The organism is Amycolatopsis acididurans, from assembly GCF_012328925.1.
In the GTDB taxonomy this organism is placed as follows: domain Bacteria; phylum Actinomycetota; class Actinomycetes; order Mycobacteriales; family Pseudonocardiaceae; genus Amycolatopsis_E; species Amycolatopsis_E acididurans.
Genome location: NZ_JAAXLS010000002.1, coordinates 546647 through 569525 on the forward strand (window position 1 = coordinate 546647; position 22879 = coordinate 569525).

The following is a 22879-nucleotide window of genomic DNA, read 5'->3' on the forward strand; positions in this document are numbered from 1 at the left end:
GGAGTACTGAGTGGACATCAACGGTGTTTCCGCTGTGGTGACGGGAGGCGCGTCGGGGCTGGGGCTCGCGACCGTCCGCCGGCTGCTCGACGGCGGAGCGGGCTCGGTCGTCATCGCCGACCTGCCGACGTCGAACGGCGAGGGCGTGGCGGCAGAACTCGGCGAGCGGGCACGCTTCGTCCCCGCCGACGTGCGCAGCGAGGCCGAGATGAACGCGGTGTTCGACGCCGCGTGCGAGGCAGCACCGCTCCGCGTGCTGGTGCACTGCGCCGGGCGTGGCGGAGCCGTACGGCTCGTCGGACGTGACGGGCAGCCGGGCTCTCTGGAGATCTACACCGAGGTCGTCGGGATCAACCTCATCGGCACGTTCAACGTACTGCGGCTCGCCGCGGCCCGGATGGCGGCCAACGAGCCGCTCGACGGCGACCGCGGGGTGTGCGTCCTGACCGCGTCGGTGGCGGCGTTCGAAGGACAGATCGGGCAGATTCCTTATGCCTCGGCCAAAGCCGGGATCGTCGGTATGACCATCGTGGCCGCACGCGACCTGGCGGGCAAGAACATTCGCGTGTGCACGATCGCCCCCGGCACCTTCGACACGCCGCTGCTCGCCCGCCTGTCCGAGGACGTCCGCTCCTCGCTCGCCGCGACGGTTCCGCACCCGAGCCGGCTGGGACAGCCCGACGAGTACGCCAAACTCGCCTTGTCCATTATCGACAACGGCATGCTCAACGGCGAGACCGTCCGTCTCGACGGCGCGATCCGGATGGCCCCGCGGTGAGCGCCGTCCGCTTCGAAGTGGCCGATGGCGTCGGAGTCATCACCCTGAACCGCCCGCAGGTCCGCAACGCCATCGACAAACCGGCCGCCGAAGCCATCGCCGCCGCACTGGACGAACTGGACGCGCGGCCCGATGCGCGAGTCGGTGTGCTCACCGGCGCCGGTGCCGTGTTCTGTGCGGGCATGGACCTCAAGGCGTTCAGCGCGACCGGCGAGCGGCCCGTCACGCACGGCCGGGGCGGCTTCGGCATCGTCGAGCGTCCCCCGGCCACGCCGCTGATCGCCGCGGTCGAGGGCCGTGCCCTGGGCGGTGGGTTAGAGATCGCCTTGGCGTGCGACGTCATCGTCGCGGCCGAAAACGCCGAGTTCGGCCTGCCCGAGGTCAAGCGCGGGCTCGTCGCCGCGGCCGGCGGTGTGCTGCGCCTGCCCCATCGGCTCCCGCGCAACGTCGCGATGGAAATGGTGCTGCGCGGCGTTGCCGTCCCGGCCGCCGAACTGCACCGGTTCGGGCTCGTCAACCGGCTGGCCGAGCCGGGGCGGGCACTGGACGAGGCACTCGCACTGGCCCGCGAAATCGCGTCGAACGCCCCGCTCGCGGTGCGGACTTCCAAGCTGCTGGTGAACGCCTCGGCCGACTGGACGGCCGCCGAAGCCTTCGACCGCCAGCGACCGCACACCGATCTCGTGCGCAACTCGGCCGACGCCGCCGAGGGCGCCCGGGCGTTCGCAGAGAAACGCGCACCCGTCTGGACCGGCTCATGACCAGTGAAGTACGCACGAGCGTCGAGAACGGCGCCGCACTGCTGACCGTGTCGAATCCGGCGCGCCGCAACGCGATGAACCTCGACCTCTCCGCGAAGCTCGTCGCGGCCATTGACGCCGTGACCGCGGACACGAGGGTCGGTGCGGTCGTGATCACCGGCGATCCGCCGGCCTTCTGCGCGGGCGGCGATCTGTCCGAACTGGAGGGTGCCGATCTCCCGCGGCTGCACGACGTTTACGCCGGCTTTCTCGCGGTGGCGAACTGCACGCTACCCACGATCGCCGCTGTCAACGGAGCTGCCGTCGGGGCCGGGCTGAACCTCGCCCTTGCCTGCGACCTCCGGCTCGCCGGCCCCGGCGCCCGATTCGACGCCCGCTTCATGCAGCTCGGGCTGCATCCCGGTGGTGGCTACACCTGGATGGTGCAGCGCGCACTGGGTCTCCAGGGCGCCAAGGCACTGACCCTGTTCAGCGAAGTCCTCGACGCGGCCGACGCCGAGCGCGCCGGACTCGTCTGGCGGCGTTACGACAACGACGAGGACCTCGTGCGGGCGGCGAAGCACATGGCGGAGCGGGCAGCTTCCGCACCCCGCCCGCTGGTCGAGACCACCAAGGCGACGATGCGCGTCACAGCCGGGGCGATGTCCCACACCGAAGCCACCGAGATCGAAGTGACGTCGCAGGCCGCGTCGGTCAGATCGGAGGAGTTCCGCGCGCGCGTCCGCGCCCTCCGGGCACGAATCAGCACCAGCTGAGACGGCTGCGCGACGACATCGGCCGCTCACACGATCCGGCGGTGCTGGAGATACCGGAACACCGCGATGCCCGGCAGGACCGGGAGCCAGTAGGTGAGCACCCGCGACACCAGCACGGCGGCCACGGCGCCGGCCGGTCCGACGCCGACCGCGACAAGGCTGCCGACCGTCAACGACTCGACCGCGCCGAGGCCGCCGGGGGTCGGAATGATGTGGCCGAAGGTGTGGCCGATCACGAACGCGGTGACCACCGCGAAGACGGGCACCGTGGAGTGGAACGCGGCCAGGCTGGTGACCAGCCCGAGCCCGGACACGGCCAGGTAGGCGGCGGCCCCGCCCCACAGCTGCAGGGCGCGGACGGGTTGCCGCATCGTCGCCAGGAGCTCGCGCAGCACCCGCAGCGCGGGCTGGACGACCCTGCGCCGCCCCCACGGTGAGCCGAGCACCGCGGCGCCGGCCACGATCACGGCGGCGGCGCTCGCGATGACCGGCCAGCCGAACGGGATCCTGACCTTGGTGAGCATTCCCGCGCTGCCGAGCGCGAACGCCCCGGCCACCGACCAGAGCCCGCCGATCACCCCGGTCGCCGCGACGTTGAGCATCGAGACCCCGACCGCCTGCGCGCGCCGGATGCCCAGGCGCTCCATGAAGGCGAGGTTGATGCCGAAGAAGCCCACCCCGCCGGGCGTGGTGCGGCCGGTGAACGCGGCCGCGAACTGCACTCCGGTGGTGCGCCAGAACGGCAGGGCGGTCGCGCTCGCGCCGACCATCGACACGGCGGACAGCACGATCGCCAGCAGCCCGGTGCCCACGGTCGCGGCCAGCCAGCCCCAACCGGCCTGCGCGACCAGGTCGAGCACGCTGCGCAGGGTCGCCACCTGCGGCAGCAGCGTGTATATCGCCGCGCCGACCAGCAGCAGGCCGATCACCCGGCTCGGCCGGACGGGAGAACGGAAGGTCGGCAGCGGCCGGTCGATCTGGTCGGCGAGCGTCTCGCGAAGATCGGTCAGTGTCTCGCGCTGGCTGCGTAACTGCCGGCGGATCCGCCGCGGCAGCGCGAGTGTCTGAAGGTAGTTCAGCGCCGGCTCGAGCCGGTCCGGGGGCAGTGCCTTGACGGCGCTGGCCACCGCCCGTTCGACTCCCACGAGCGACGCGATCGACACCAGCGCTTCGGCGATGTCCTGATCCGTCCTGGCCCTCGTGGCACCGGCCTTGCTCAGGGTCAGGTTCAGCAGCCACGGCCTGCCGTCGCCGTCCACGAGCACGTTCTTGGCTCGCAGGTCGTGATGGGCGATCCGGGCGTCGCCGAGGTTCGCGATGTGCCCCCACAACGCCTCGAGCAAAGGCTCGGAGATCTCCCCCGGCGCCAGCCGGGTCAGCCTGCGGCCGTCGATGTGGCGGCGCACCAGCAACGCCGACCCGTCGGGTGCCCGGCAGGCCAGGACCATGGGTGGGGTCGGTACCCCGCCGCGCTCGGCGAGCATCGTCACCAGAGCTTCGTGTTCGGCCTCGTGATAGGTGCTCGACAGCGGCGGCTCGTCCTCCACCTCCAGTGAGGCGAGCAGCCGCCGCAGCCGGTACCACAGACCGGCGCGCCGCCGCAGGCGCCGCACGACCTCCACCCGCAGCCTGTCGGGCGAATCCGTGGTGGTGACCACGAACTCCAGCGGTCCGCGTCCGTGTGCCCGGATCGGCGTCACCGCGGCCGGTTCGAGGCCGGCTTGTTCGAGTGCCTGGAACACCACCGTGGCCGACGTCCGGCGGCCCGGCGCGCCCAGCACCAGATGGAACGCCCCGCCGATGCCCCAGCCGAGGAAGACCCCGGCGAACACGTCGACCGGGAGGTTGTGCCCGAGGTACACGCCCGCGACACCGGTGAGCACCACGATCACCCACCCGGCACGGCGGTAGCCGGATTTGATGTACGGCGCGGCCACCGCCACCACCGCGGCGGCCATCACGGCATGCGTCGCGGGAAACGGGAAGCCGTCCCCCGGCGGCGGCCGGACACCGGGCCCCAGCAACGCCGGGGACACCTGCCTGCTGCCGATGAGGAGGTCGGCGACCTTGGCCAGCGCCCAGCCGACCGCACCGGCGGCGGCACAGTGCAGGCCCAGCCGGATCCGCTTGGTGTAGAGCGCCACCGCCGAGACCGCCACGACACCCGCCCAGCCACCGACCCAGTCGAGCACCCGCCAGACCCCGATCGAAGCCGGCGGGATCCGCTCCAATTGCTGGTAGATGGCGGCTTCGACCGGATTCACGGCGTGCGCCCGCACCACGAGTGAGCACAACACGAGCACCGCTATCCCGGCGACCACGGCGACCAGATCACGCGGATGCCTGCCCAGCGGCAACGCCGCCGGTCCCGGCGGCTTACCCGCCGCCGGCACTCCCAACGCGATCCGACGTCCCACCGTTGTCGATTCCTTACCGCTGCTCGTACTGGTCGGCGTTGCGCACCTCCTCAGTGTGCGGCGCCGCGGTCGTGCTGGCTAACCAGAGCTGCCGGCGACGGGCCCTGCTTCCGGCGTTCATGGTTCGGCGATGATGCTGCCCATGGCGCCGCGCTGCGCGTCGGCCAGCCGGTGCGTGGTGAAGGTGTAGGTGCCGGGCTGGGCGAGGGTGAGTTCGACGAAACCGCCCTCCCCTGGTTGCACATCCAGTTCCTGGGCTGCGCCGTTCGCGGCGTTGCCGGGCAGCAGTTGGTAGGCGCCCTCTTTGAACACGGTGTCGAACTGGGCACCGACGACGTGGAAGGCACTGGGCTCGCTGGGACCGGCGTCCAGCACCCACAGCCGGATCCGCTGCCCGGCCCGGACGTGGATCGGCGCGTCGCGGTACTGGTCGGCGTATCCGTTGAACACCACCAGATCCGGGTTCGCGGCGAGCAGTGCTGACATGGCGGGCACACCACCGTTCTGACCGAGATAGAACTCGGATTGGGTCAACACTTCGGATGCGGCGACCGGGTCCAGGGTGGGTGGGTCGATGATCACCGCGCCGTACATGCCCATCGCCAGGTGCTGGATCATCGGTGCGGTTTCGCAGTGGTAGAGCCAGATTCCGGCGTGGTCGGCGCGGAAGGAGTAGGTCAGTTCGCCGCCCGGCGGGATGGCGCGCATGGCGGCGCCGGGGTCGACCTGGCTGGCGTGGAAGTCGATGGAGTGCGGCATGTCTCCGTTGTTGATCACGTGCACGGTGAACAGGTCGCCGACGCGGCCGTGCAGCACCGGGCCGGGCACCGTTCCGTTGTAGGTCCACACCTGTTGCCGCACGCCGGGGGCGATCTCGACGGTGGTCTGGTCGATCCGCAGCGTCACGTCGTGGGCCGATCCGCCGGGGGCCGGCTGCAGGGCCGGGTCGTAGGGCCGCCAGTCCGGCGCCGGGGCGGCGTTCATTCCCATGCCGGCCATGGCCGGGCCTTGCTGTCCGGTCGCGGACCCGTCCGTGGATGTGGTAGTGCGGATGGTGAGCACCATGCCGGCTTCGCGGTGGCCAGGCACGCCGCACCACGCCTGCTCGTCGTGGGTGACGACGCCGAAATCCACGGTCTGCTGCTGGCCCGGGGCCAGCAGGCCGGTGCGGTGTTGCCCGTCGAGTTCGAGGTCGTGGCTCGTCCGGCCGGTGTTGCGCACGGTCAGCACCAGATCCGTGCCGGGGGCGACGGTGATCGCACCGGGAGTGATCGCGAACTCGTCCAGGCTGACCGGCACCGGCACGCCGGACGCCGCGGTCGTCGCCGTGCCCGGCGGCGTGTCGGCGGACCGGCCGGGCCAGGTGCCGGTGGCGACCAGGCTCAGCACCGCCAGCACGGCGGCCACGCACCCGATGGCAAGAACCTCGTGGCCGGCCAGCCGACGCGCCCGGTCATCGTTCTTGGCGGCGGGCCGGTGTGCGGTCACCAGGGCCGCGACGACGAGGGCGGGGAACGAGCCGAAGCCGATCACCACCAGCACCCAGGCCAAGACCCGCGGGGCGCCCACGATCGGAAGGGCAAGCAGCAGTGTGCCGAGATTGCCGAGCACGGCGCGGGGTAGCCAGGCGTACTGCAGCACCTCGGTCAGCCGCCGGTTGCCTGCCGGCCCGCCGCCGACCGTGACCGGGATGAGGAACGTCAGGGCGCCGGTCAGGATCTGCGCGACCACCCCGATGCCCAGCATCGGCACCAGCAGCCGGCCGAGCAGATCGTCGGCGGTGGTGCCCCCGAGAGCGAGGCCGAGGATGTCGATGGTCACGGCGGCGAGCAGCCACCCATTGCCGGCCAGCAGCGCCACCGGCGCGGACGAGCGGGGTGGCTTGACGCGCATCTCACCGACGGCGGGAACCAACGCGTAGCCGATGCCGCCGAGGTAGCCGGTCATGCCGAGGGCGGCCAGCCAGTGCCAGCCGGGTGCCCATCCGGTCAGCACCGCACCGGTGACCGCGACGGTGAGACCGGCCACGAGAATCACCAGGACTCGGCGGGCGGTAGGCGGTGCGCTGTCCGCCATGCGGGTGCGCAGCACCGCCGGCCAGAGCATGAACAGGGTGCCGACCACGACCAGGCCGAGCCAGCCCAGCAGGTTCAGGTGCGCGTGCGCCAACCGCACCGCTTGCTCCCAGCCGAGCGACCGCATCGCGTGGCCGGCCAGCAGCCCGCCGAGAGTGCCGCCGACGAGCAGGCAGGTGCCGGCGGCGACGTAGTACCAGACCACGATCCGCAGCCGTCCGGACAGGCTCGCGGCCCGCGCCATGCGCACCAGGCTCACGGTGTGCGCGAGCACCGCGACGACCACCAGCCCCGCCCCGGTCACCGCGAGCCCGCTCCACCCCAGCGACATTCCGGTCAGGACCGCGATCGCGCCCACGTTGAACACGGCAAGTCGAGCGCCGGCCGGCCACTCCGGTCCGGGCCGGGCATGCAGCAGTGCCTGCGCGAAGTGCCGGCTATAGACCAGAACCGCGCTGCTGGCCGCGCCCAGCACCAGCAGATGCAACGCCAGCCATTCCGGCATGGCGACCAGACCGTGCGCGGCTATCACACCCACGGCGGCCACGAGGTAACCCGCGATCAGGCCGGCCGCCACGGCATGCCGCCGGCGCCGGGGTGACGCACTCGGGACTTCGGTCAGCGGCAGCCGCCGATATCCGGGCGCCGGTTCTCCGTCACTCAACCCGCTCAACCACCCAGTTTTTACCAATGACTTTGTAGAAACAAGACTAGGGTACGGTGCCACCGGCGATCTCGGCAGGGACCGAAGTCCCGCACAGCCGAGCCTTTGGAAAGGTGATCAACACTGATGCTCGCAGTGTCCTGGACAACCGTGCGCCTATTCCTGCACGTGCTGGCCGCCACGATCTGGGTCGGCGGGCAGCTCACCCTGGCCGCCCTGGTGCCCGCGCTGCGCGGGCTCGGCGCCCAGGTCACCGCGACCGCGGCCCGGCGGTTCAACCAGGTGGCCTGGCCCGCCTTCGCCGTTCTGGTCGGCACCGGCGTGTGGAACATCGTGGCCGAGGCGGACAAGGACACCGGCCACTACCGCGACACGCTGATCGCCAAGCTGGCGGTCGTCGCCATCTCCGGGCTCACCGCGTTCCTGCACGCCCGCGCCCGCAGCACCGCCGGGCTGGCGGTGTTCGGCGCGCTTACCGGCGTCAGCGCATTGGCCGCGCTGTTCCTCGGCGTGCTGCTGGCCGGCTGAAGCGGAGGACTCCGCGTGGACTGCCGCCTTCCGCCGAGAGACACTGGAAGTGGCCGCTGCGCCATTCGGACCCATTTTCTACAAGCAAGATTGGATAAACTCGGGGTGTAGGAGTTCCCTGCCGGCTCTGGGAAGGAGCACGCCATGGACACGCACATCGCCTGTCGCCGGATTTACGACCGGCCCGCCCGCTCGGACGGGATGCGGGTGCTGGTGGACCGCGTCTGGCCCCGTGGGGTCCGCAAGGAGGACGCCCACCTGGACGAGTGGCTGCGCGAGGTGGCGCCGTCCACGGAGTTGCGTCGCTGGTACGGCCACGACCCCGAGCGATTTCCCGAATTCCGGCGCCGGTATCTCGCGGAACTCCGGGATCCGAAGCGCCAGGAGCTGGCCCGGCACTTGCGCACGCTCGCCCGCCGCCAGGATCTGACTCTGTTGACCGCGACGAGGGACGTCGAGCACAGCCAGGCGGCCGTGCTGGCCGAGTGGCTGGACGCCCATGAGCACCACGGACGGCGCCGGCCGGACTGACAGTCCGCGCCACCGCCATGGATCGGCGGAGCGAGCACACATCCCGGCCGCGACGGGCGGGATGGCGGCAGGTGACGCGCGATCTCAATCCCGGGGTCTTCGCGTTCGTCATGGCCACCGGCATCGTGTCCACCGCGCTGCACGGCGACCGTCTGCCGGTCACGTCGGACGTTCTGCTCGTGGCCGCGATCGCCGGTTACGCGGGGCTGGTGGTCGCGTCCGGATGGCGGCTGCTGCGCTGGCCGCGGCGCATGCTGGCCGACGTGGTCAGCCCCCGGGGCTTCGCGTTCCTCACGTTCGTGGCGGCGTCGAACGTACTGGCCACGCGACTGGCGATGGGCGGATGGCGCTGGCCGGCGATCGCACTGCTGGCCGCGGGCGTGCTCGGCTGGCTGCTGCTCGGCTACGGCGTGCCGCTGGGCCTGATCGCCGACCCACGGCGGCATCCGACCCTCGATCAGGTCAACGGCACCTGGTTCATCTGGGTGGTCGGTACCCAGTCCATCGCCGTGGCCGCCGCGACGCTCGCACCGGCCGGCCCGGCCACGGTGCTGGCGGCGACGGCGGTGGTGTGCTGGGCGATCGGGCTGGTGCTGTACCTGCTGCTCGCCGCTATCGGGTTGGCGCGGCTGCTGGTGCGACCGGTCGCGGCGGCCGAACTCGTGCCGCCGTACTGGGTGTTCATGGGGGCCGCGGCGATCACGATCCTGGCCGGCGCCCGGCTGCTCGCCCTGCCCGGCACGCTTCTGTCGCATTCTCTGCTCGCGGACGTCTCGCTGGTGCTGTGGTCGTTCTGCAGCTGGCTGATTCCGCTGCTGGTGGCCCTGGGCGTGTGGCGGCATCTCGTGCGCCGGGTGTCCCTGCGTTACGAGACCGGCCTGTGGAGCATGGTGTTTCCGATCGGGATGTACGGCGTGGCCGGCGAGCAACTCGGCCGCGCGACCGGCATCCGGTGGCTGGCGGCGCTGGGCGGCGGCGAGGCATGGGTGGCGCTGGCCGTGTGGGTCGTCGTGTTCGTGGCCATGCTCGCCGCCGGTGGCCGCTGGCTACGCGCCGGAAAGCGCGCCCTGCGGCTTGACCGGCCACGGTAGAAAACACTACTCTTCATTGTAAATAACAAGATTGTTTGGGACTCCTGTGAACTCAGCATCCGATGTGTACATCAGCGGCACGAGTACCGACCCCGCCGTCCGGGCGAGCATCGCCCTGCGCGGTGACGCCGACCGGTTGCTGCTGGCTTATCAGGCCAAGGCCGCGCTGGTCACCGATCTGGCGCTCGAAGGCGACGTCCGGCAGGAGGCGCACACCGGCCTGGTGGACTTCGCCGCCAGCCGGGTGCGGCCGTACTTCGCCGCGACCGACCGGGTCCTCTACGCGACCGCGGCCGGCGCGCCGGCGACCCGGCTGCTGATCCGCGCGTTGCGCCGCCTGCGCGACGCGGCACACCAGCACCTCGCCGAACTGGCCGCGGCGGACAATGCCGACCAGGCCATCGCCCCGGCACGCGCACTGGGCGCCGTGCTGGCAGCGGTGGTCGACCTCGACCGGAACACGCTGCTACCCGCACTGGCCGAGTTGCCCGGCGCGGACCTGCCCGGCCTCGCCGAGGATCTGAACACCCTGCTCTCCGGCGACGAACCGGCCACTCCGGACGTGCTGGACGTGCGCCCGATCCCGCACGGCCAGCGCCACCCGCGGATCTTCCGCCGCTACGCGCGCCTGGACCCGGGAGAGTCGTTCGTTCTGGTCAACAACCACGACCCGAAACCGTTACGCCGCGAGTTCAGCGCCACCCACCCGGACGAGTTCACCTGGGAATACCTGGAATCCGGGCCCGAACAGTGGCACATCCGCATCGGCCGGTCCCCGATGCCCGCGTCAACTCCCGCGTAGCCCGCGACCACGCGGGACTCACCGGGCGCGGCGTCCGCGCGCGCGAGCCGAGGCGGGCGCCAGATGCGCCAAGCACAGCGACGGCTCGACGAACGGTTCCAGCCGGTCCGCCTTCAGCGGGGCGCGGACCTCGTCGAGCACGCCGCGCATCAGCCCCAGATGCAGTGAGCACACCACATCCCGGTGCTGCTCGGCCACCTCGCGGAACGGGCAGTGCCGCAACCGGATCACCGGCCGGTCCGCGTCGGCGACCTCGTCCGGTGCGAAACCCGCGTCGGCCAGCACCGTCGACAACCGGCGCACCGCCTCCGCGGCATCCACTCGTTGCGAAGGAGCCGGGCGCTCCGCCAGGTAGCGGCCCCACGCCTCGCCCGCCGTTTCGGCCGCTTTCCCGGGTTCGGGCATGGTGTCGGCGACCAGGCTGGTGAGCATCTCGGCCAGCAGCCGGTAACTGCGCTGTCCCGCCGGCGCGTCGGCCGCGGTGGCGGCGTAGACCGTGCGAGGCCGGCCTGGCTGACTGCGCTCCTCGGTGCGCCGCTCGGCGAGCCCCGCGTCCACGAGCCCGTCCAGATGGAAGCGCGCCGTGTTCGGATGCAGCCCGACCTGTTCGGCGATATCCTGCACGCCCACCGGGTCACCCGCCGCGCGCAGCACGTCCAGCACCCGGGCCCGGCTCTCGCCCAGCACCGGCCGCGCCTCCGGATCGGTCAATGCCTGCTCGCTCATACCGCCCATTTTAGCCGAACAAGCTAGTAGAAACTATCCGGAACGCGGCAGGCCGGCCACCAACGGCGTGTCCACCCCCAGGTCGCCGACCTTGGCCGCGCCACCGGGGCTGCCCAACGGCTCCTCGCGACCGGGCAGCGTCTCGCTGAAGAACCGGTCGTTGTCGGCCGCGTACACGCTCCACCGTTCGGGCAGATCGTCCTCGTAGTAGATCGCCTCGACCGGGCACACCGGCTCACAGGCGCCACAGTCCACGCATTCGTCGGGATGGATGTACAAGGAGCGTTCGCCGACGTAGATGCAGTCCACGGGACACTCGTCCACGCAGGCCCGGTCCATCACGTCCACGCACGGCTCCGCGATCACGTAGGTCATTCGCGGTTTCCTCCCGCACCTGCCGTCCACCGGGACATCTCCGCGAGCAGGGATGCGAGGTCCGCGCCCGAATCCGTGAGCGCGGGCAGCAGCAGGTCGTTTTCCTTGGCGACATGGCTCGCGAACAAGGTCGCGATACTTTCCGCGACCGCGGCGACCGTCTCGCCACCGCCGCCCGTCCCGAGCCGGTCGGCCAGCCCGGCCAGCTCGCGGTGCTCGGCAGTCAAGCCGCGCACGAGTTCGCTGCCCCGCGCCTGCGTGACCGCGGCCGCGTACAAGGTCCGCTCCTCCGCCTCGGCGTGCGGCATGATCTCGGTCGCCAGATACCCCCGCAGCGCCGTCAGGGTCTCGTCATACGGCGCATCTCGCTCCGCGGTCGCACACAGCGCGCCGACTCGTTGTTCGAGTCCTCGGCGCAGGACCGCGTGGTGATGCAGGATCTCGCGCATCGGTTCAGCCGGGTCAGTGACGGCCACGACGACCACCTCCACCTCGACTATATGCCTACCTGACTCGTTTTAACTATGGAAAATCGTGTCAGGCGGCCAGATCGCGGCGGCGGAACCCCATCACGGCCACGGCGGCGAGTACTCCGATGGTGAGCACGGCGACCAGGACGGCGCTCGCGGAGATGCCGTGCCGGAGCGGGTCGTGTCCGATGTACTGGAAGAACGGCGAGATCTTCTGCGCGGGCTTGAGCCAGGACACCGCCGGCGCCAGGCCGTTGAGCACGTACGCGACGACGGCGAGCACCGCCGGGATCGCGCGGCTGGCTCCGCCGTGCCCGGTCAGGCCGCCGATCGCGGCGGCCAGCGCGCCGAAGACCAGTGCCAGCAACGTCATGTGCAGCATCGCGGCCGTGACATTGCCGACGGGCAGGGTGAGACCGGCCAGGCGGCCTTCGAGCACCAGTGCCAGACCGGTGACCAGACCGAGCAGCACCGTACCCACGACGAGCGCTCCGAACTTCTCCAGCGCGACCCGGGCCCGGCTGACCGGGTTCGCCATGAGCAACTCCAGGGTGTGCCGGTCCTCCTCCCCCGCGATACCGGCCGCGCCCGTCGTGATCGCGTAGATCAGCAACAGCATCGGCCCCATGAACGAGAGCAGTTCGACCTGCACGTAACCGGCCGGCGTGGACATGTCGGCGCCGGACGCGGCGAACAGCGCGCGCAACGCCTCGGGCATGTTCTGCAGGAACTGGCCCATCGACGGCTGGTCCCGGATGCTGGGCCACAGCGCCACGTACATGGCCACGAGCAGAATCAGGCTCACCGACCACGCGAGCAGCCCGCGTCGCTGGTCGTGCAGGGTCTTGAGCAGGATGTTACGCAGCATCGCCGGCCCCGGGTCCGTAGTAGGTCAAAAACGTCTCTTCGAGGTCGGCCTCAACGCACTCGAAGTCCACCAGCCGGTGCTGGGCGATCGCCTTCACGAGCGTGTCGAGGGCGGGCTCGGGCGCGCTGCAGGTGAGGACGTGGCCGACGACGGCGACGTCGCGCACGCCCGGCATGGCGGCGAACGTGGCGGCCGGGACGTCGTCGGCGAAGCGGGCGCGGATGTGGTGCAAGGATTTCGCCCGCAGTTCGTCGACCCGGTCGACCGCGACGAGCCTTCCCGCCCGCAGTACCCCGATCCGGTCGGCCACCCGCTGCACCTCGGCGAGGACGTGCGAGGACAACAGCACGGCGCCACCCGCGGCCGTGTGTTCCCGCAGCAGGGCGTGGAATTCCTGCTGCACCAACGGATCCAGCCCGCTACTCGGCTCGTCGAGCACGAGCACACGTGGTGCCGACATCAGTGCCAGCACCACGGCGAGCTTCTGCCGGTTCCCCTTCGACAACGCCCGCGCGGGACGGTCCAGATCGAGGTCGAGCCGGTCGGCCAGCGCGGCCGCCCGCTTCTCGCCCGGGTCGCCCCGGAGGTGCCCGAAGTAGGCCACGTGCTGGGCACCGGTCAGCCGGTCGTACAACCGCGGGTCGCCCGCCACGTAACCGACCGCCCGGTGCACCGGCACGGACCGGCGCCAGGAATCCATGCCGAGCACCTCGGCGGTCCCGGCCGTGGCCCGGATCATCCCCATCAGCAGGCGCAGGGTGGTCGTCTTCCCGGCGCCGTTGGGTCCGAGGTAGCCGAACACCTCGCCCAGCTCGATGGCGAACCCGACCTCGCGCAGGGCCATGGTTGTGCCGTATGCCTTGGTCAGTCCGTCGACGCGGATCGCGGTTTCGTCGGCCATCGCGAGCACTCCGGTCACGCTCGTTCGCCGGCGGGGGCGATGAGCCCGTAATGCCCGTCGTAGCGGTGGTAGAGCACCGCGCCCCGGCCGCGGTCCCCGTCGAGGAAGAACAGGAACGGCAGTCCCATCAGGTTGAGCCGGGTCACGGCCTCGCCGGTCGACAGCACCGGCGCCGGCTGGGCGCTGATGGTCAGCGGAAGCTGGAACGGAGCGAGCTCGTGCGGCCCTGGTGGCCTCAGCTGCGCCAGCCGGTACCCGGTCTCCCCCGCCCGGTACAGCACGCTGTCCTGCCCCGAGCCGGCCTCGGTGAACAGGTGGAAGTCGTAGTCCAGCAAACCCATTTCGCGTGCGGCATCGTCGATCGTGCACTTCGGCAGCGTGTAGGACTTGTGCCGCACGATCTCACGCTCGTCCTCCGGCCGCGGATACCACCGGGGACGGCGGGTGGGCTCGGACTCGTGCCGCCACTCATGCGGCTGGACCGAAGGCATTCCGCCGCGGCGGGCCTCCCAATGCAGAGCGACCCGCTCCAAGCGGTGCCGCAACCGCTCTTCGAGCCGGTCGACAGCCTCCCACGAGTTCTCGCCCTCCGCCTGGGCGCGGACCAGCCGCCCGTTGACGTCGATGTTGCCCTGCGCCACCACCGGATGCGGGACCGCCGGGTCGCCGTGCCGCGTCACCCTGACCCGCACCGACAGCACCGGGCCAGGCGCGAGATGAAGCAGCGCACCGATCTTGTCCCGGGCATAGTCGGCCGTGCCACGCGACACGGTTCCCTCGACGGTCATACGGATATCGGCAGGTGCGAAAGAAGTCATGGCCCCGTCGTACGACCACCGGCACGCCGCGACCAGGGCCGAAGGACACACGTTGGAGGCCCGGGAAAGGGCCTCGCGCCGCGGTGAGGACTTTCCTCCCTATCCACCGGCGGCCGCCCCGGCTCACCATCGCTGTCGTGACGGCCGATCACTCCGGCAATCGCCAGGACCACCTGGAATGGCTCGACCAGCGCGAACTGGCCGTTGAGGAACGCGAGACCCAGTTGTGCGAGCAGCAGACGCTGCTGGAACAGCGGGAAGCCGCGGCGGAGAAGCGCGAGCGGGCCGCCGACGAGCGCGAAGCACTCGCCGACGCACGCGAGCGCGCCGCCGATCAACGCGAGACGCTCGCCGACGCACGGGAACGCGCCGCCGACCAACGCGAAGAACTCGCCGACGCACGCGAGCGGGCCGCCGACCAACGGGAACAGCAGCTCAATGAATTGGAGCAGCGCCTGGATCAGCGCGCGCGCTCCGCTGGGATGGAGACCGCGTCCACACAGGAACGAGTCATGGCCGCGATCGATCGAGGCAGGGCGCTGCTGGCCGCCAGCGCGGCGAACCTCGACCGCAGCGAGGCCGCCCTGCGCCGGTCCAGCGCACGCAACGATCGTCAGGACGCGGAGATCCAGCGCGAGGTCCAGGCGACGAGGGCACAGTTCCTGGCAGCCGGGCTCACCACCGACCCGGACACGCCGATACAGCTGACGGGGCTGCGGACCCGGCTGGCCGAGGCCGCGGCCCGCCTGGCCGACGCCGAGGTGACCAGAGCCGCCGCGTGCGAGAAAGCCGCGGCCGCTCAGCCCGAGAAGGCCGAGCATTTCCGGGAAGCCGCGGCGCATGCACGCGAGGCCGCGCACGCTGCCGTCGGCATCGCCCGCTCCGCGACCTCAGCGGACGTGCCGGTCGAGGCTCAGCCTCCATAGTGGACTGTCAGCTCCAGCCCTTCGGCGAGACGGTAGGGCCTCGTCGTCACGATCGCGCCGAGTAGTTTGCGCAGCCGGGATACTTCGGCGCGCACGGTGACGATGTGCTCGGCGTCGCCGAACAGGGAGCGGCTCAAGGCTTCCGCGGTGAGACCGGCCGGGCCCGCGGTGTGCAGCAACGTCAGGATTTCCGCGTGCCGCCGGGTGATCGTGCGGCGCCAGCCTGTTTCGCCGGCGCGGACGCGAAGCAGTGGCGTCGCGGACAGTTCGAGGTCCAGCCGCAGGGTGCGGCCGCGCTCGGCCGGGCGCACCAGCCAGCCGCCCGCCAGCCGTTCCGGCAGGCAGGCGCCGAGACCGGGCACCGCGATGGCCTGCCCCGGTCGCGGTGCGGCGATCCGCTTCCCGGCGGCGACGCCCGAACCGTGGGCGACCCAGCCGTGATCGTCGACGACGAGAGCCGGGCCCTGGTTCCCGGCCAGCAGTGGTTCGGCGGTCTGCCGCAGCGCGTCCAGCCGCTGCTGGTGCGAGCGCCAGATCTCGGCCTCGGCGAGCCGGCATCCCGTCTCGACCAGTGCGCAGATCGCCGGGTGCAGCGTCAGCGCGGGACCGCTGACGTCGATGATGCCCAGCAGTTCACCGGTGCGCGGGTCGTGCACCGGTGACGCGCTGCAGTACCACGGGTGCTGCCCTTGTTCGAAGTGCTCGCCCGCGAGCAGTTCGACGGGCGCGGCCTCGGCCAGTGCCGTCCCGATCGCGTTCGTGCCGACCTTCGTCTCGGCCCAGTCCGCGCCCTCGGTGAACCCGAGGTCGTCGGCGTGGCGCCGGACCGCGGCGGCACCGGCCCGCCAGAGGATGATCCCGTCGGCGTCGGTCACCACGAGCAGCATGTGCGCGGCGTCGGAGGTGGCGCCGATGATCCGGCCGAGGTCGTCGACAACGCCGCGCAGTGGCGATTCGTGCCTGCGGCGCTCGATCTCGTCCTCGGCAAGGGAATCGCGCGGTTGACCCGGTCCGCGGTCAGGCCGAGCCGCAGCATCCGGGACCAGGACTGGGAAACGACGGCGCGAGGCCGCACCGGCGGGCGGCCGCCGCCCAGGACCGCTTCGTGCATCCGGACCAGTTCACGAGCGTAGCCGGGCAGGTGCGCGCCGGGCGGCACAGCACTGCGCACCCGCATCACCTCCCGCACCGTCGCGTCAGCCGGTCCAGCATAAGTGCCCGCCGAAGCGAAGGCCAAGGTCACGGCCGCGTGCAACTCGCTGCAACCCTTGTCCGCACGCCCCGGCCAGGAGTGTGATCGGCGCTACAGCACGATCGTCCGCAAGGAGTTTCGATGACCCAGACGCTGGATTCGCCTGCACTGGAGCGCTCGCCACAATCGCGCGTCGACGACTGGCTCGCCCGGTTCGAGTCCGCACTCGCCGCCCGTGACACCTCGGGCGCGGCCGCGCTGTTCACCGTCGACAGCTTCTGGCGTGACCTGATCGCCTTCACCTGGAACATCAAGACCGTCGAGGGCCGCGACGGGATCGAGCACCTGCTCACCGCATGCCTGGAGCACACCGGCGCGTCCGGATTCCGCACCACCGAGCCGCCGGCCGAGGCCGATGGCGTGGTCGAGGCGTGGATCGAGTTCGAGACCGCGACCGACCTGGCCAAGGGTCATCTCCGGTTGAAGGACGAGGGCGCCTGGACGCTGCTGACCAGCCTGCGCGAGCTCAAGGACTTCCCGGAACCGAGGGGCGACCTGCGGCCGAAGGGCGCACGGCACGGCGCGGTCACCGACCGCAGGTCCTGGGCCGAGGAACGCGAACTGGAGCAGGCACAACTGGGCTACGAGCGGCAGCCGTTCGTGGTCGTCATCGGCGGCGGCCAGGGCGGGATCGCGCTCGGCGCCCGGCTGCGCCAGCTCGGCGTGCCCGCACTGGTGCTGGAACGCAACGAGCGGGCCGGCGACTCGTGGCGCAAGCGGTACAAGAGCCTGTGCCTGCACGACCCGGTCTGGTACGACCACCTGCCCTACCTGCCCTTCCCGGACAACTGGCCGGTGTTCGCACCCAAGGACAAGATCGCGGACTGGCTGGAGATGTACACGCGCGTGATGGACGTGCCGTACTGGACCCGCTCCGAGGTCACCTCCGCTTCCTACGACGAGAAGACCGGGCACTGGCAGGTCGGCGTGAACCGGGACGGCGAGCAGGTCGTGCTCACGCCGCGCCATGTCGTGTTCGCGACCGGCATGTCGGGCAAGCCCAATCTGCCCTCGTTCCCCGGGATGGACGAGTTCGAGGGCGAGCAGCACCATTCTTCGCAGCACCCCGGCCCGGACGCGTACGCGGGCAAGAAGGCCGTCGTGGTCGGTTCGAACAACTCCGCACACGACATCTGCGCGGCGTTGTGGGAGCACGGCGCCGACGTGACGATGGTGCAGCGCTCCTCGACGCACATCGTCAAGTCAGATTCGCTGATGGACCTGGGCCTCGGTGATCTGTACTCCGAGCGCGCGGTGCGGGCCGGCATGACGACGGAGAAGGCCGACATGGTGTTCGCCTCGCTGCCGTACCGGATCATGCACGAGTTCCAGATCCCGGTCTACGAGAAGATCCGCGAACGCGACGCGGACTTCTACGAACGCCTGGAGAAAGCCGGTTTCGAGCACGACTGGGGCGATGACGGGTCGGGCCTGTTCATGAAGTACCTGCGCCGGGGGTCGGGCTACTACATCGACGTCGGCGCGGCCGAACTCGTCGCCGACGCCCGGATCAAGCTCGCGCACGGACAGGTCGGCCATCTCACCCGCGACACCGTCATGCTCTCCGACGGCACCGAACTCGCAGCCGATCTCGTCGTCTACGCCACCGGCTACGGCTCGATGAACGGCTGGGTCGCGGACCTGTGCGGCCAGGAGATGGCCGACCGGGTCGGCAAGTGCTGGGGCCTGGGCTCGGACACGACCAAGGATCCCGGGCCGTGGGAGGGCGAACAGCGCAACATGTGGAAACCCACGCAACAGCCCGGTTTGTGGTTCCACGGCGGCAACCTCCACCAGTCGCGGCACTACTCGCTGTACCTGGCGCTGCAGCTGAAGGCCCGCTACGAAGGGATTCCCACTCCGGTCTACGGCCTGCAAGAGGTGCACCACCTTTCCTGAGCGAGGAGGCTCACCATGAAGGCAGCTCGTTTCCACGGCCGTGGCGACATCCGGATCGACGACATCCCGGAACCGGCGACGCGCCCCGGCACGGTCAAGGTGGAGGTCGAATGGTGCGGCATCTGCGGCACCGACCTGCACGAGTACCTCGAAGGCCCGATCTTCGCGTCGACCACCGACGCCCCGCATCCGCTGACCGGCGAATCGATCCCGATCCCGCTGGGCCACGAATTCGCCGGCGTCGTGCGAGAACTGGGCGAGGGCGTGACCGATCTGCGGGTCGGTGACCGGGTCGTCGTCGAGCCCTACATCGTGTGCGGCCGGTGCGACGCCTGCGACCAGGGCCGCTACAACGTGTGCCAGTCGCTGGGGTTCGTCGGGCTCTCCGGTGGTGGCGGCGGTTTCTCGCGGTTCGTGGTCGCCCAGCGGCGGTGGATCCATCCGCTCGGCGCTCTCGGCACCGACATCGGCGCGCTGGTCGAACCGCTGGCCGTGGCCTATCACGCGGTCCGGCTGTCCGGCGCCGAGCCGGGCCACACCGCGACGGTCTTCGGCGCGGGCCCCATCGGACTGGTCACCACCGCCGCGCTGCGGGCGGCCGGGGTCGAGCAGATCTTCGTCGTCGAACCGGCGGAGGTGCGCAAGGCCAAGGCACACGTCGCGGGCGCCGACGAGGTGCTCGATCCGTCCACCGTGGACGTTCCGGCGGCGGTCGCGGAACTGACCAAGGGCCGCGGCGCGGACGTGACGTTCGAATGCGCCGGGATCGACGCGGTGCTCAAGGCCGCGATCCGGTCCACCAGGGCGGGCGGCACCTGCGTCAACGTCGCGATCTGGGGTCACGAGGCCTCGGTGGCGCTCAACGACCTGGTGTTCCGCGAGGTCAACGTGCTCGGCAGCCTCGCCTACGCCGGCGATCACCCGGCCACGATCGCCATGATCGCCGACGGCAAGGTGGACCCGTACCAGTTCATCACGGGCCGCATCGGGCTGGACGACATCGTGACGCGTGGCTTCGACGAACTGATCGGCAACAAGGAGGAGAACGTCAAGATCCTGGTCAGCCCGGCAGAATGACCACTGTGGACACGCGGGCCGGCTCAGGCCACCGGGGAGACACCGGCGGCCTGGGCCAGCGCCGCGGCCTCGCCGCGGGAGGTGACGTCCAGTTTCTTCAGCACTCCGGCCACGTGGAACTTGACGGTGCTTTCGGTGACGCCGAGTTCGGCCGCGATCGCCTTGTTACGTTTGCCCTGCGTGACCAGGCGCAGCACTTCGAGCTCACGGCGGTTGAGGGTGGCCAGGCGCGATTCGTCCGTGCGGTCCTCGGGCGGGTCGAGCGGCAGCTCGATGGCCGCGCGACTGCCCCAGTCGCGTACCGCGTCGAGGTCGACCGACGCGCCGAGCGTGCGAGCCCGCCCGTCGAGCTGCCGGCGCAACGCGGCCACGTCCAGCCGCCCGGAATCGTGGTCGCGCACATCCACTCGCAGGCAGGCGCCGTCGCAGGTCCAGCCGACGCGCAGCCGCGACAGCTCCGGCTGGGCGGCGAAAGCGAGTACGACGGTCCGGGTCATGGCGCGGGCGGCATAGGCGACTTCGCCCGGGAGCGCTCGCGCGTCCTTGGCCGGGGCCACGAACTCGATGTCCGCGTCGTGGTGCCGAAGCATCTGCCGGATCTCCTTGCGGCACTGGGCGAACGCCGCCGCCGGGAGCTCCTCGGACAGCGCCAGATCGGACTTCTGCGCCGAACGCAGGGCCACGAGTGCGGCCGAGGCGGATTCGGTCGCGGCGAGCCGGGCGCGGCGGTCGTCGAGCCCGGTGGAGCGCAGCGTGGTGAGTATGGTGACCAGCGCGGTTTCCTGCGCCGCGGCCATTTCCGCGATCGTGCGGGCGCGTTCACTCGACGCGGCACGGGATTCGGCGAGGTAGTCGGGGCTGGCCTGTGCCACCTGCTGCCGGATCGAGGTCGCGACGATGCCGAAGAACGCGGCCAGCGCGTCGGGGTCCGGCAGACGTTTCCGCGCGGCGTGCGGAACCAGCACGAGCAGGGTGCCCGCCCGGTCCAGTACCACCCAGACCGACCGGACGGCCCCGGCGATCGTCGCCGTCGTGCTCACCGGCCTGCCGGGTTCGAGCGAGGCCTTCAGCGCTTCGAGTTCGCCGATGGTGACCTTGTTGATCATCTCGGTGGCCCCGGCGACCTTGCGTGGACGGCCGGTGCATTCCCGCGTGAAGATGACCAGTGCGGCGTGCGGCCAGCGATCGGCCAGGAACCTGGAGAACCGGCCGGCGATCTCGTGCAACGGGCCGTCGATCACGGTCCGCAACGCCTCGGTGTCGCGCATTCCGGTGAGCCTAACCACCAGCCCGGCTGTCCGGAAGACCAGGTTTTCCTAGCCCGACGAACAGGTCAGGCGAACCCTGGCGGGGAGTTAGCGTCGCGGGAGATATGCGTCGCGGCGCATGCCTTTTCGCCGAGTGATGAAGGAACCAGCCCAGATGCCACAGCAGGTGCGCGGTGTGATCGCCCGTTCCCAGCAAGCCCCGGTCGAGCTCACCGACATCGTGATTCCCGATCCGGGTCCCGGTGAGGTCGTCGTCGACATCGCGGCGTGCGGGGTCTGCCACACGGACCTGACCTACCGCGAGGGCGGGATCAACGACGAGTTCCCGTTCCTGCTGGGGCATGAGGCCGCGGGCACTGTGGACAGCGTGGGTGAGGGCGTGGAGTCGGTGCGGCCCGGCGACTTCGTGATCCTGAACTGGCGGGCGGTGTGCGGCCGGTGTCGGGCGTGCCGGCGTGGGCGCCCGCAGTACTGCTTCGACACGTTCAACGCGAGCCAGAAGATGACCCTGACCGACGGCACGGAACTCACCCCGGCCCTGGGCATCGGCGCGTTCGCGGACAAGACGCTCGTGCACGCCGGGCAGTGCACCAAGGTCGATCCGGCCGCGGACCCGGCCGTCGCCGGGCTGCTCGGCTGCGGGGTCATGGCCGGCCTCGGCGCCGCGGTCAACACCGGTGCGGTCGGTCGCGGCGACTCGGTGGCCGTCATCGGCTGCGGCGGGGTCGGCGACGCGGCCATCGCCGGTGCCCGGCTGGCGGGGGCGGGCACGATCATCGCGGTCGACCGGGACACGAGGAAGCTCGACTGGGCCCGCGAACTGGGTGCCACCCACACGGTCAACGCCTCCGACTCCGACGCGGTCGCCGCGATCGCGGAGCTGACCGGCGGGTTCGGCGCCGACGTGGTGATCGACGCGGTGGGGCGACCGGAAACGTGGAAGCAGGCGTTCTACGCGCGCGATCTCGCCGGCACCGTCGTGCTCGTCGGTGTGCCGACGCCCGATATGCGCCTGGAAATGCCGTTGCTCGACTTCTTCTCCCGCGGCGGCGCGCTCAAGTCCTCCTGGTACGGCGACTGCCTGCCCGAGCGTGACTTCCCGATGCTGATCGACCTGTACCTGCAGGGCAGGCTGCCGCTGGAGAAGTTCGTGACCGAGCGGATCACCCTCGACGACGTCGAGAAGGCCTTCCACACCATGCATTCCGGTGAGGTGCTGCGCTCGGTGGTGATCCTGTGAGCCTGCGGATCGACCGGGTCGTCACCTCGGGCGTCTTCGAACTCGACGGCGGCACGTGGGAGGTCGACAACAACGTCTGGCTGATCGGTGACGACTCCGACGTGGTCGTCGTGGACGCCGCGCACGAGGAGAAGGCGATCGTCGAGGCGGTGGGCGCGCGCAACGTGGTCGCCGTCGTGTGCACGCACGGGCACAACGACCACGTCACCGTCGCCCCGCAGCTCGGGAAGCGGCTGCACGCCCCGGTCATCCTGCATCCGGGCGACCGCGAACTGTGGGAGATGACCCATCGGGGCCAGTCCTTCTGGCAGACCGACGATCACGAGCGGATCGCCGTGGCGGGCACCGAGATCGAAGTGATCCACACCCCGGGGCACTCCCCCGGTTCGGTCTGCCTGCACCTGCCCGAGGCGAAAGCGCTGTTCTCCGGCGACACACTCTTCTCCGGCGGGCCGGGCGCGACCGGGCGGTCGTTCTCGGACTTCCCGACGATCATCGGCTCCATCCGGGACCGGCTCTTCGCGCTGCCCGAGGACACCCGCGTGCACACCGGACACGGCGACGGCACCACGATCGGCGCCGAGGCACCGCATCTGGCGGAATGGATCGCGCGCGGCCACTGAGTTCCGCGCGGAGCCCGCGTCCCGGGGCGGTCTC

The 22879-nt window shown here is 70.9% G+C and carries 21 protein-coding genes and 1 pseudogene; 12 read left to right on the forward strand and 10 right to left on the reverse strand.

Annotated elements, in window-relative coordinates:
• The first annotated feature begins 10 nt into the window (after positions 1-10).
• Genes HFP15_RS06025 through HFP15_RS06035 form a run of 3 tightly spaced genes read left to right on the forward strand, consistent with a single transcriptional unit; the run spans position 11 to position 2294 of the window.
• Entirely contained in the window at positions 11-778 is a 768-nt protein-coding gene (locus tag HFP15_RS06025; protein WP_168512251.1) for an SDR family NAD(P)-dependent oxidoreductase, read from the forward strand.
• The gene (locus tag HFP15_RS06030) at positions 775-1539 is read left to right on the forward strand and encodes a crotonase/enoyl-CoA hydratase family protein (RefSeq protein WP_168512252.1); all 765 of its coding nucleotides are present in this window, start codon (positions 775-777) and stop codon (positions 1537-1539) included. The genes HFP15_RS06025 and HFP15_RS06030 overlap by 4 nt, the downstream gene beginning before the upstream one ends.
• A complete protein-coding gene (locus HFP15_RS06035) occupies positions 1536-2294 on the forward strand; it encodes an enoyl-CoA hydratase (RefSeq protein WP_168512253.1) in 759 nt (252 codons plus the stop codon). The genes HFP15_RS06030 and HFP15_RS06035 overlap by 4 nt, the downstream gene beginning before the upstream one ends.
• A gap of 26 nt (positions 2295-2320) precedes the next feature.
• Here the strand turns inward: HFP15_RS06035 and HFP15_RS06040 are convergent, their stop codons facing one another.
• On the reverse strand, positions 2321-4711 hold the full coding sequence (locus tag HFP15_RS06040; RefSeq protein WP_168512255.1) for a lysylphosphatidylglycerol synthase domain-containing protein: 2391 nt from the start codon (positions 4709-4711) through the stop codon (positions 2321-2323).
• Positions 4712-4828: 117 nt separating this feature from the next.
• Positions 4829-7450, reverse strand: coding sequence for a multicopper oxidase domain-containing protein (locus HFP15_RS06045; RefSeq protein WP_168512257.1), 2622 nt, complete (start codon positions 7448-7450; stop codon positions 4829-4831).
• Positions 7451-7576: 126 nt separating this feature from the next.
• On the opposite strand from HFP15_RS06045, the gene HFP15_RS06050 reads away from it, so the two are divergent.
• The 4 genes from HFP15_RS06050 (at position 7577) to HFP15_RS06065 (ending at position 10402) form a co-directional block, all read left to right on the forward strand.
• Positions 7577-7978 (forward strand): hypothetical protein, encoded by a 402-nt coding sequence (locus tag HFP15_RS06050; RefSeq protein ID WP_168512259.1) that lies wholly within the window; start codon positions 7577-7579, stop codon positions 7976-7978.
• Between the two features lie 144 nt (positions 7979-8122).
• Positions 8123-8509 carry a DUF488 domain-containing protein gene (locus HFP15_RS06055; protein ID WP_168512261.1) on the forward strand — a complete coding sequence of 129 codons (387 nt, stop codon included), beginning with the start codon at positions 8123-8125 and terminating at the stop codon, positions 8507-8509.
• A gap of 71 nt (positions 8510-8580) precedes the next feature.
• Positions 8581-9600 (forward strand): tellurite resistance/C4-dicarboxylate transporter family protein, encoded by a 1020-nt coding sequence (locus HFP15_RS06060; RefSeq protein WP_210716736.1) that lies wholly within the window; start codon positions 8581-8583, stop codon positions 9598-9600.
• Positions 9601-9646: 46 nt separating this feature from the next.
• The gene (locus tag HFP15_RS06065) at positions 9647-10402 is read left to right on the forward strand and encodes a DUF2249 domain-containing protein (protein ID WP_168512265.1); all 756 of its coding nucleotides are present in this window, start codon (positions 9647-9649) and stop codon (positions 10400-10402) included.
• A gap of 18 nt (positions 10403-10420) precedes the next feature.
• Here HFP15_RS06065 and HFP15_RS06070 read toward each other — a convergent pair whose 3' ends face one another.
• The 6 genes from HFP15_RS06070 to HFP15_RS06095 all read right to left on the reverse strand — a co-directional run bounded on the left by HFP15_RS06070 (position 10421) and on the right by HFP15_RS06095 (position 14560).
• Complete coding sequence (locus HFP15_RS06070; protein ID WP_168512267.1) at positions 10421-11128, reverse strand: helix-turn-helix transcriptional regulator; 708 nt, start codon at positions 11126-11128, stop codon at positions 10421-10423.
• Positions 11129-11161: 33 nt separating this feature from the next.
• On the reverse strand, positions 11162-11503 hold the full coding sequence (gene fdxA / locus HFP15_RS06075) for a ferredoxin (RefSeq protein ID WP_168512269.1): 342 nt from the start codon (positions 11501-11503) through the stop codon (positions 11162-11164).
• On the reverse strand, positions 11500-11979 hold the full coding sequence (locus tag HFP15_RS06080; RefSeq protein WP_168512270.1) for a hemerythrin domain-containing protein: 480 nt from the start codon (positions 11977-11979) through the stop codon (positions 11500-11502). Before HFP15_RS06080 ends, fdxA begins: the two co-directional genes overlap by 4 nt.
• 61 nt (positions 11980-12040) lie before the next feature.
• Entirely contained in the window at positions 12041-12841 is an 801-nt protein-coding gene (locus HFP15_RS06085; protein WP_168512271.1) for an ABC transporter permease subunit, read from the reverse strand.
• On the reverse strand, positions 12831-13760 hold the full coding sequence (locus tag HFP15_RS06090) for an ABC transporter ATP-binding protein (RefSeq protein WP_312871483.1): 930 nt from the start codon (positions 13758-13760) through the stop codon (positions 12831-12833). Before HFP15_RS06090 ends, HFP15_RS06085 begins: the two co-directional genes overlap by 11 nt.
• Complete coding sequence (locus tag HFP15_RS06095; RefSeq protein WP_168512272.1) at positions 13757-14560, reverse strand: ribosome hibernation promotion factor; 804 nt, start codon at positions 14558-14560, stop codon at positions 13757-13759. The genes HFP15_RS06090 and HFP15_RS06095 overlap by 4 nt, the downstream gene beginning before the upstream one ends.
• Before the next feature lie 137 nt (positions 14561-14697).
• Here HFP15_RS06095 and HFP15_RS06100 point away from each other — a divergent pair, with 137 nt between their 5' ends.
• On the forward strand, positions 14698-15486 hold the full coding sequence (locus HFP15_RS06100) for a hypothetical protein (protein WP_168512273.1): 789 nt from the start codon (positions 14698-14700) through the stop codon (positions 15484-15486).
• On the opposite strand, the pseudogene HFP15_RS06105 reads toward HFP15_RS06100, so the two are convergent.
• Positions 15474-16663, reverse strand: a pseudogene (locus HFP15_RS06105) (GAF domain-containing protein). The gene HFP15_RS06100 and the pseudogene HFP15_RS06105 sit on opposite strands and share 13 nt — an antisense overlap.
• A 156-nt stretch (positions 16664-16819) precedes the next feature.
• Here HFP15_RS06105 and HFP15_RS06110 point away from each other — a divergent pair.
• Both HFP15_RS06110 and HFP15_RS06115 read left to right on the forward strand, forming a co-directional pair.
• On the forward strand, positions 16820-18637 hold the full coding sequence (locus tag HFP15_RS06110; protein ID WP_168512274.1) for a flavin-containing monooxygenase: 1818 nt from the start codon (positions 16820-16822) through the stop codon (positions 18635-18637).
• A gap of 15 nt (positions 18638-18652) precedes the next feature.
• Positions 18653-19714 carry a 2,3-butanediol dehydrogenase gene (locus tag HFP15_RS06115; protein ID WP_168512275.1) on the forward strand — a complete coding sequence of 354 codons (1062 nt, stop codon included), beginning with the start codon at positions 18653-18655 and terminating at the stop codon, positions 19712-19714.
• A gap of 23 nt (positions 19715-19737) precedes the next feature.
• On the opposite strand, the gene HFP15_RS06120 is transcribed toward HFP15_RS06115, so the two are convergent.
• Positions 19738-20982: a helix-turn-helix transcriptional regulator gene (locus HFP15_RS06120; RefSeq protein ID WP_168512277.1), complete on the reverse strand. Its 1245-nt coding sequence runs from the start codon at positions 20980-20982 to the stop codon at positions 19738-19740.
• 154 nt (positions 20983-21136) lie between these two features.
• Between HFP15_RS06120 and HFP15_RS06125 the strand changes: the two genes are divergently transcribed.
• The gene (locus HFP15_RS06125) at positions 21137-22222 is read left to right on the forward strand and encodes an S-(hydroxymethyl)mycothiol dehydrogenase (RefSeq protein WP_168512279.1); all 1086 of its coding nucleotides are present in this window, start codon (positions 21137-21139) and stop codon (positions 22220-22222) included.
• On the forward strand, positions 22219-22845 hold the full coding sequence (locus HFP15_RS06130) for an MBL fold metallo-hydrolase (protein WP_168512281.1): 627 nt from the start codon (positions 22219-22221) through the stop codon (positions 22843-22845). Before HFP15_RS06125 ends, HFP15_RS06130 begins: the two co-directional genes overlap by 4 nt.
• The last annotated feature ends 34 nt before the right edge of the window (positions 22846-22879 follow it).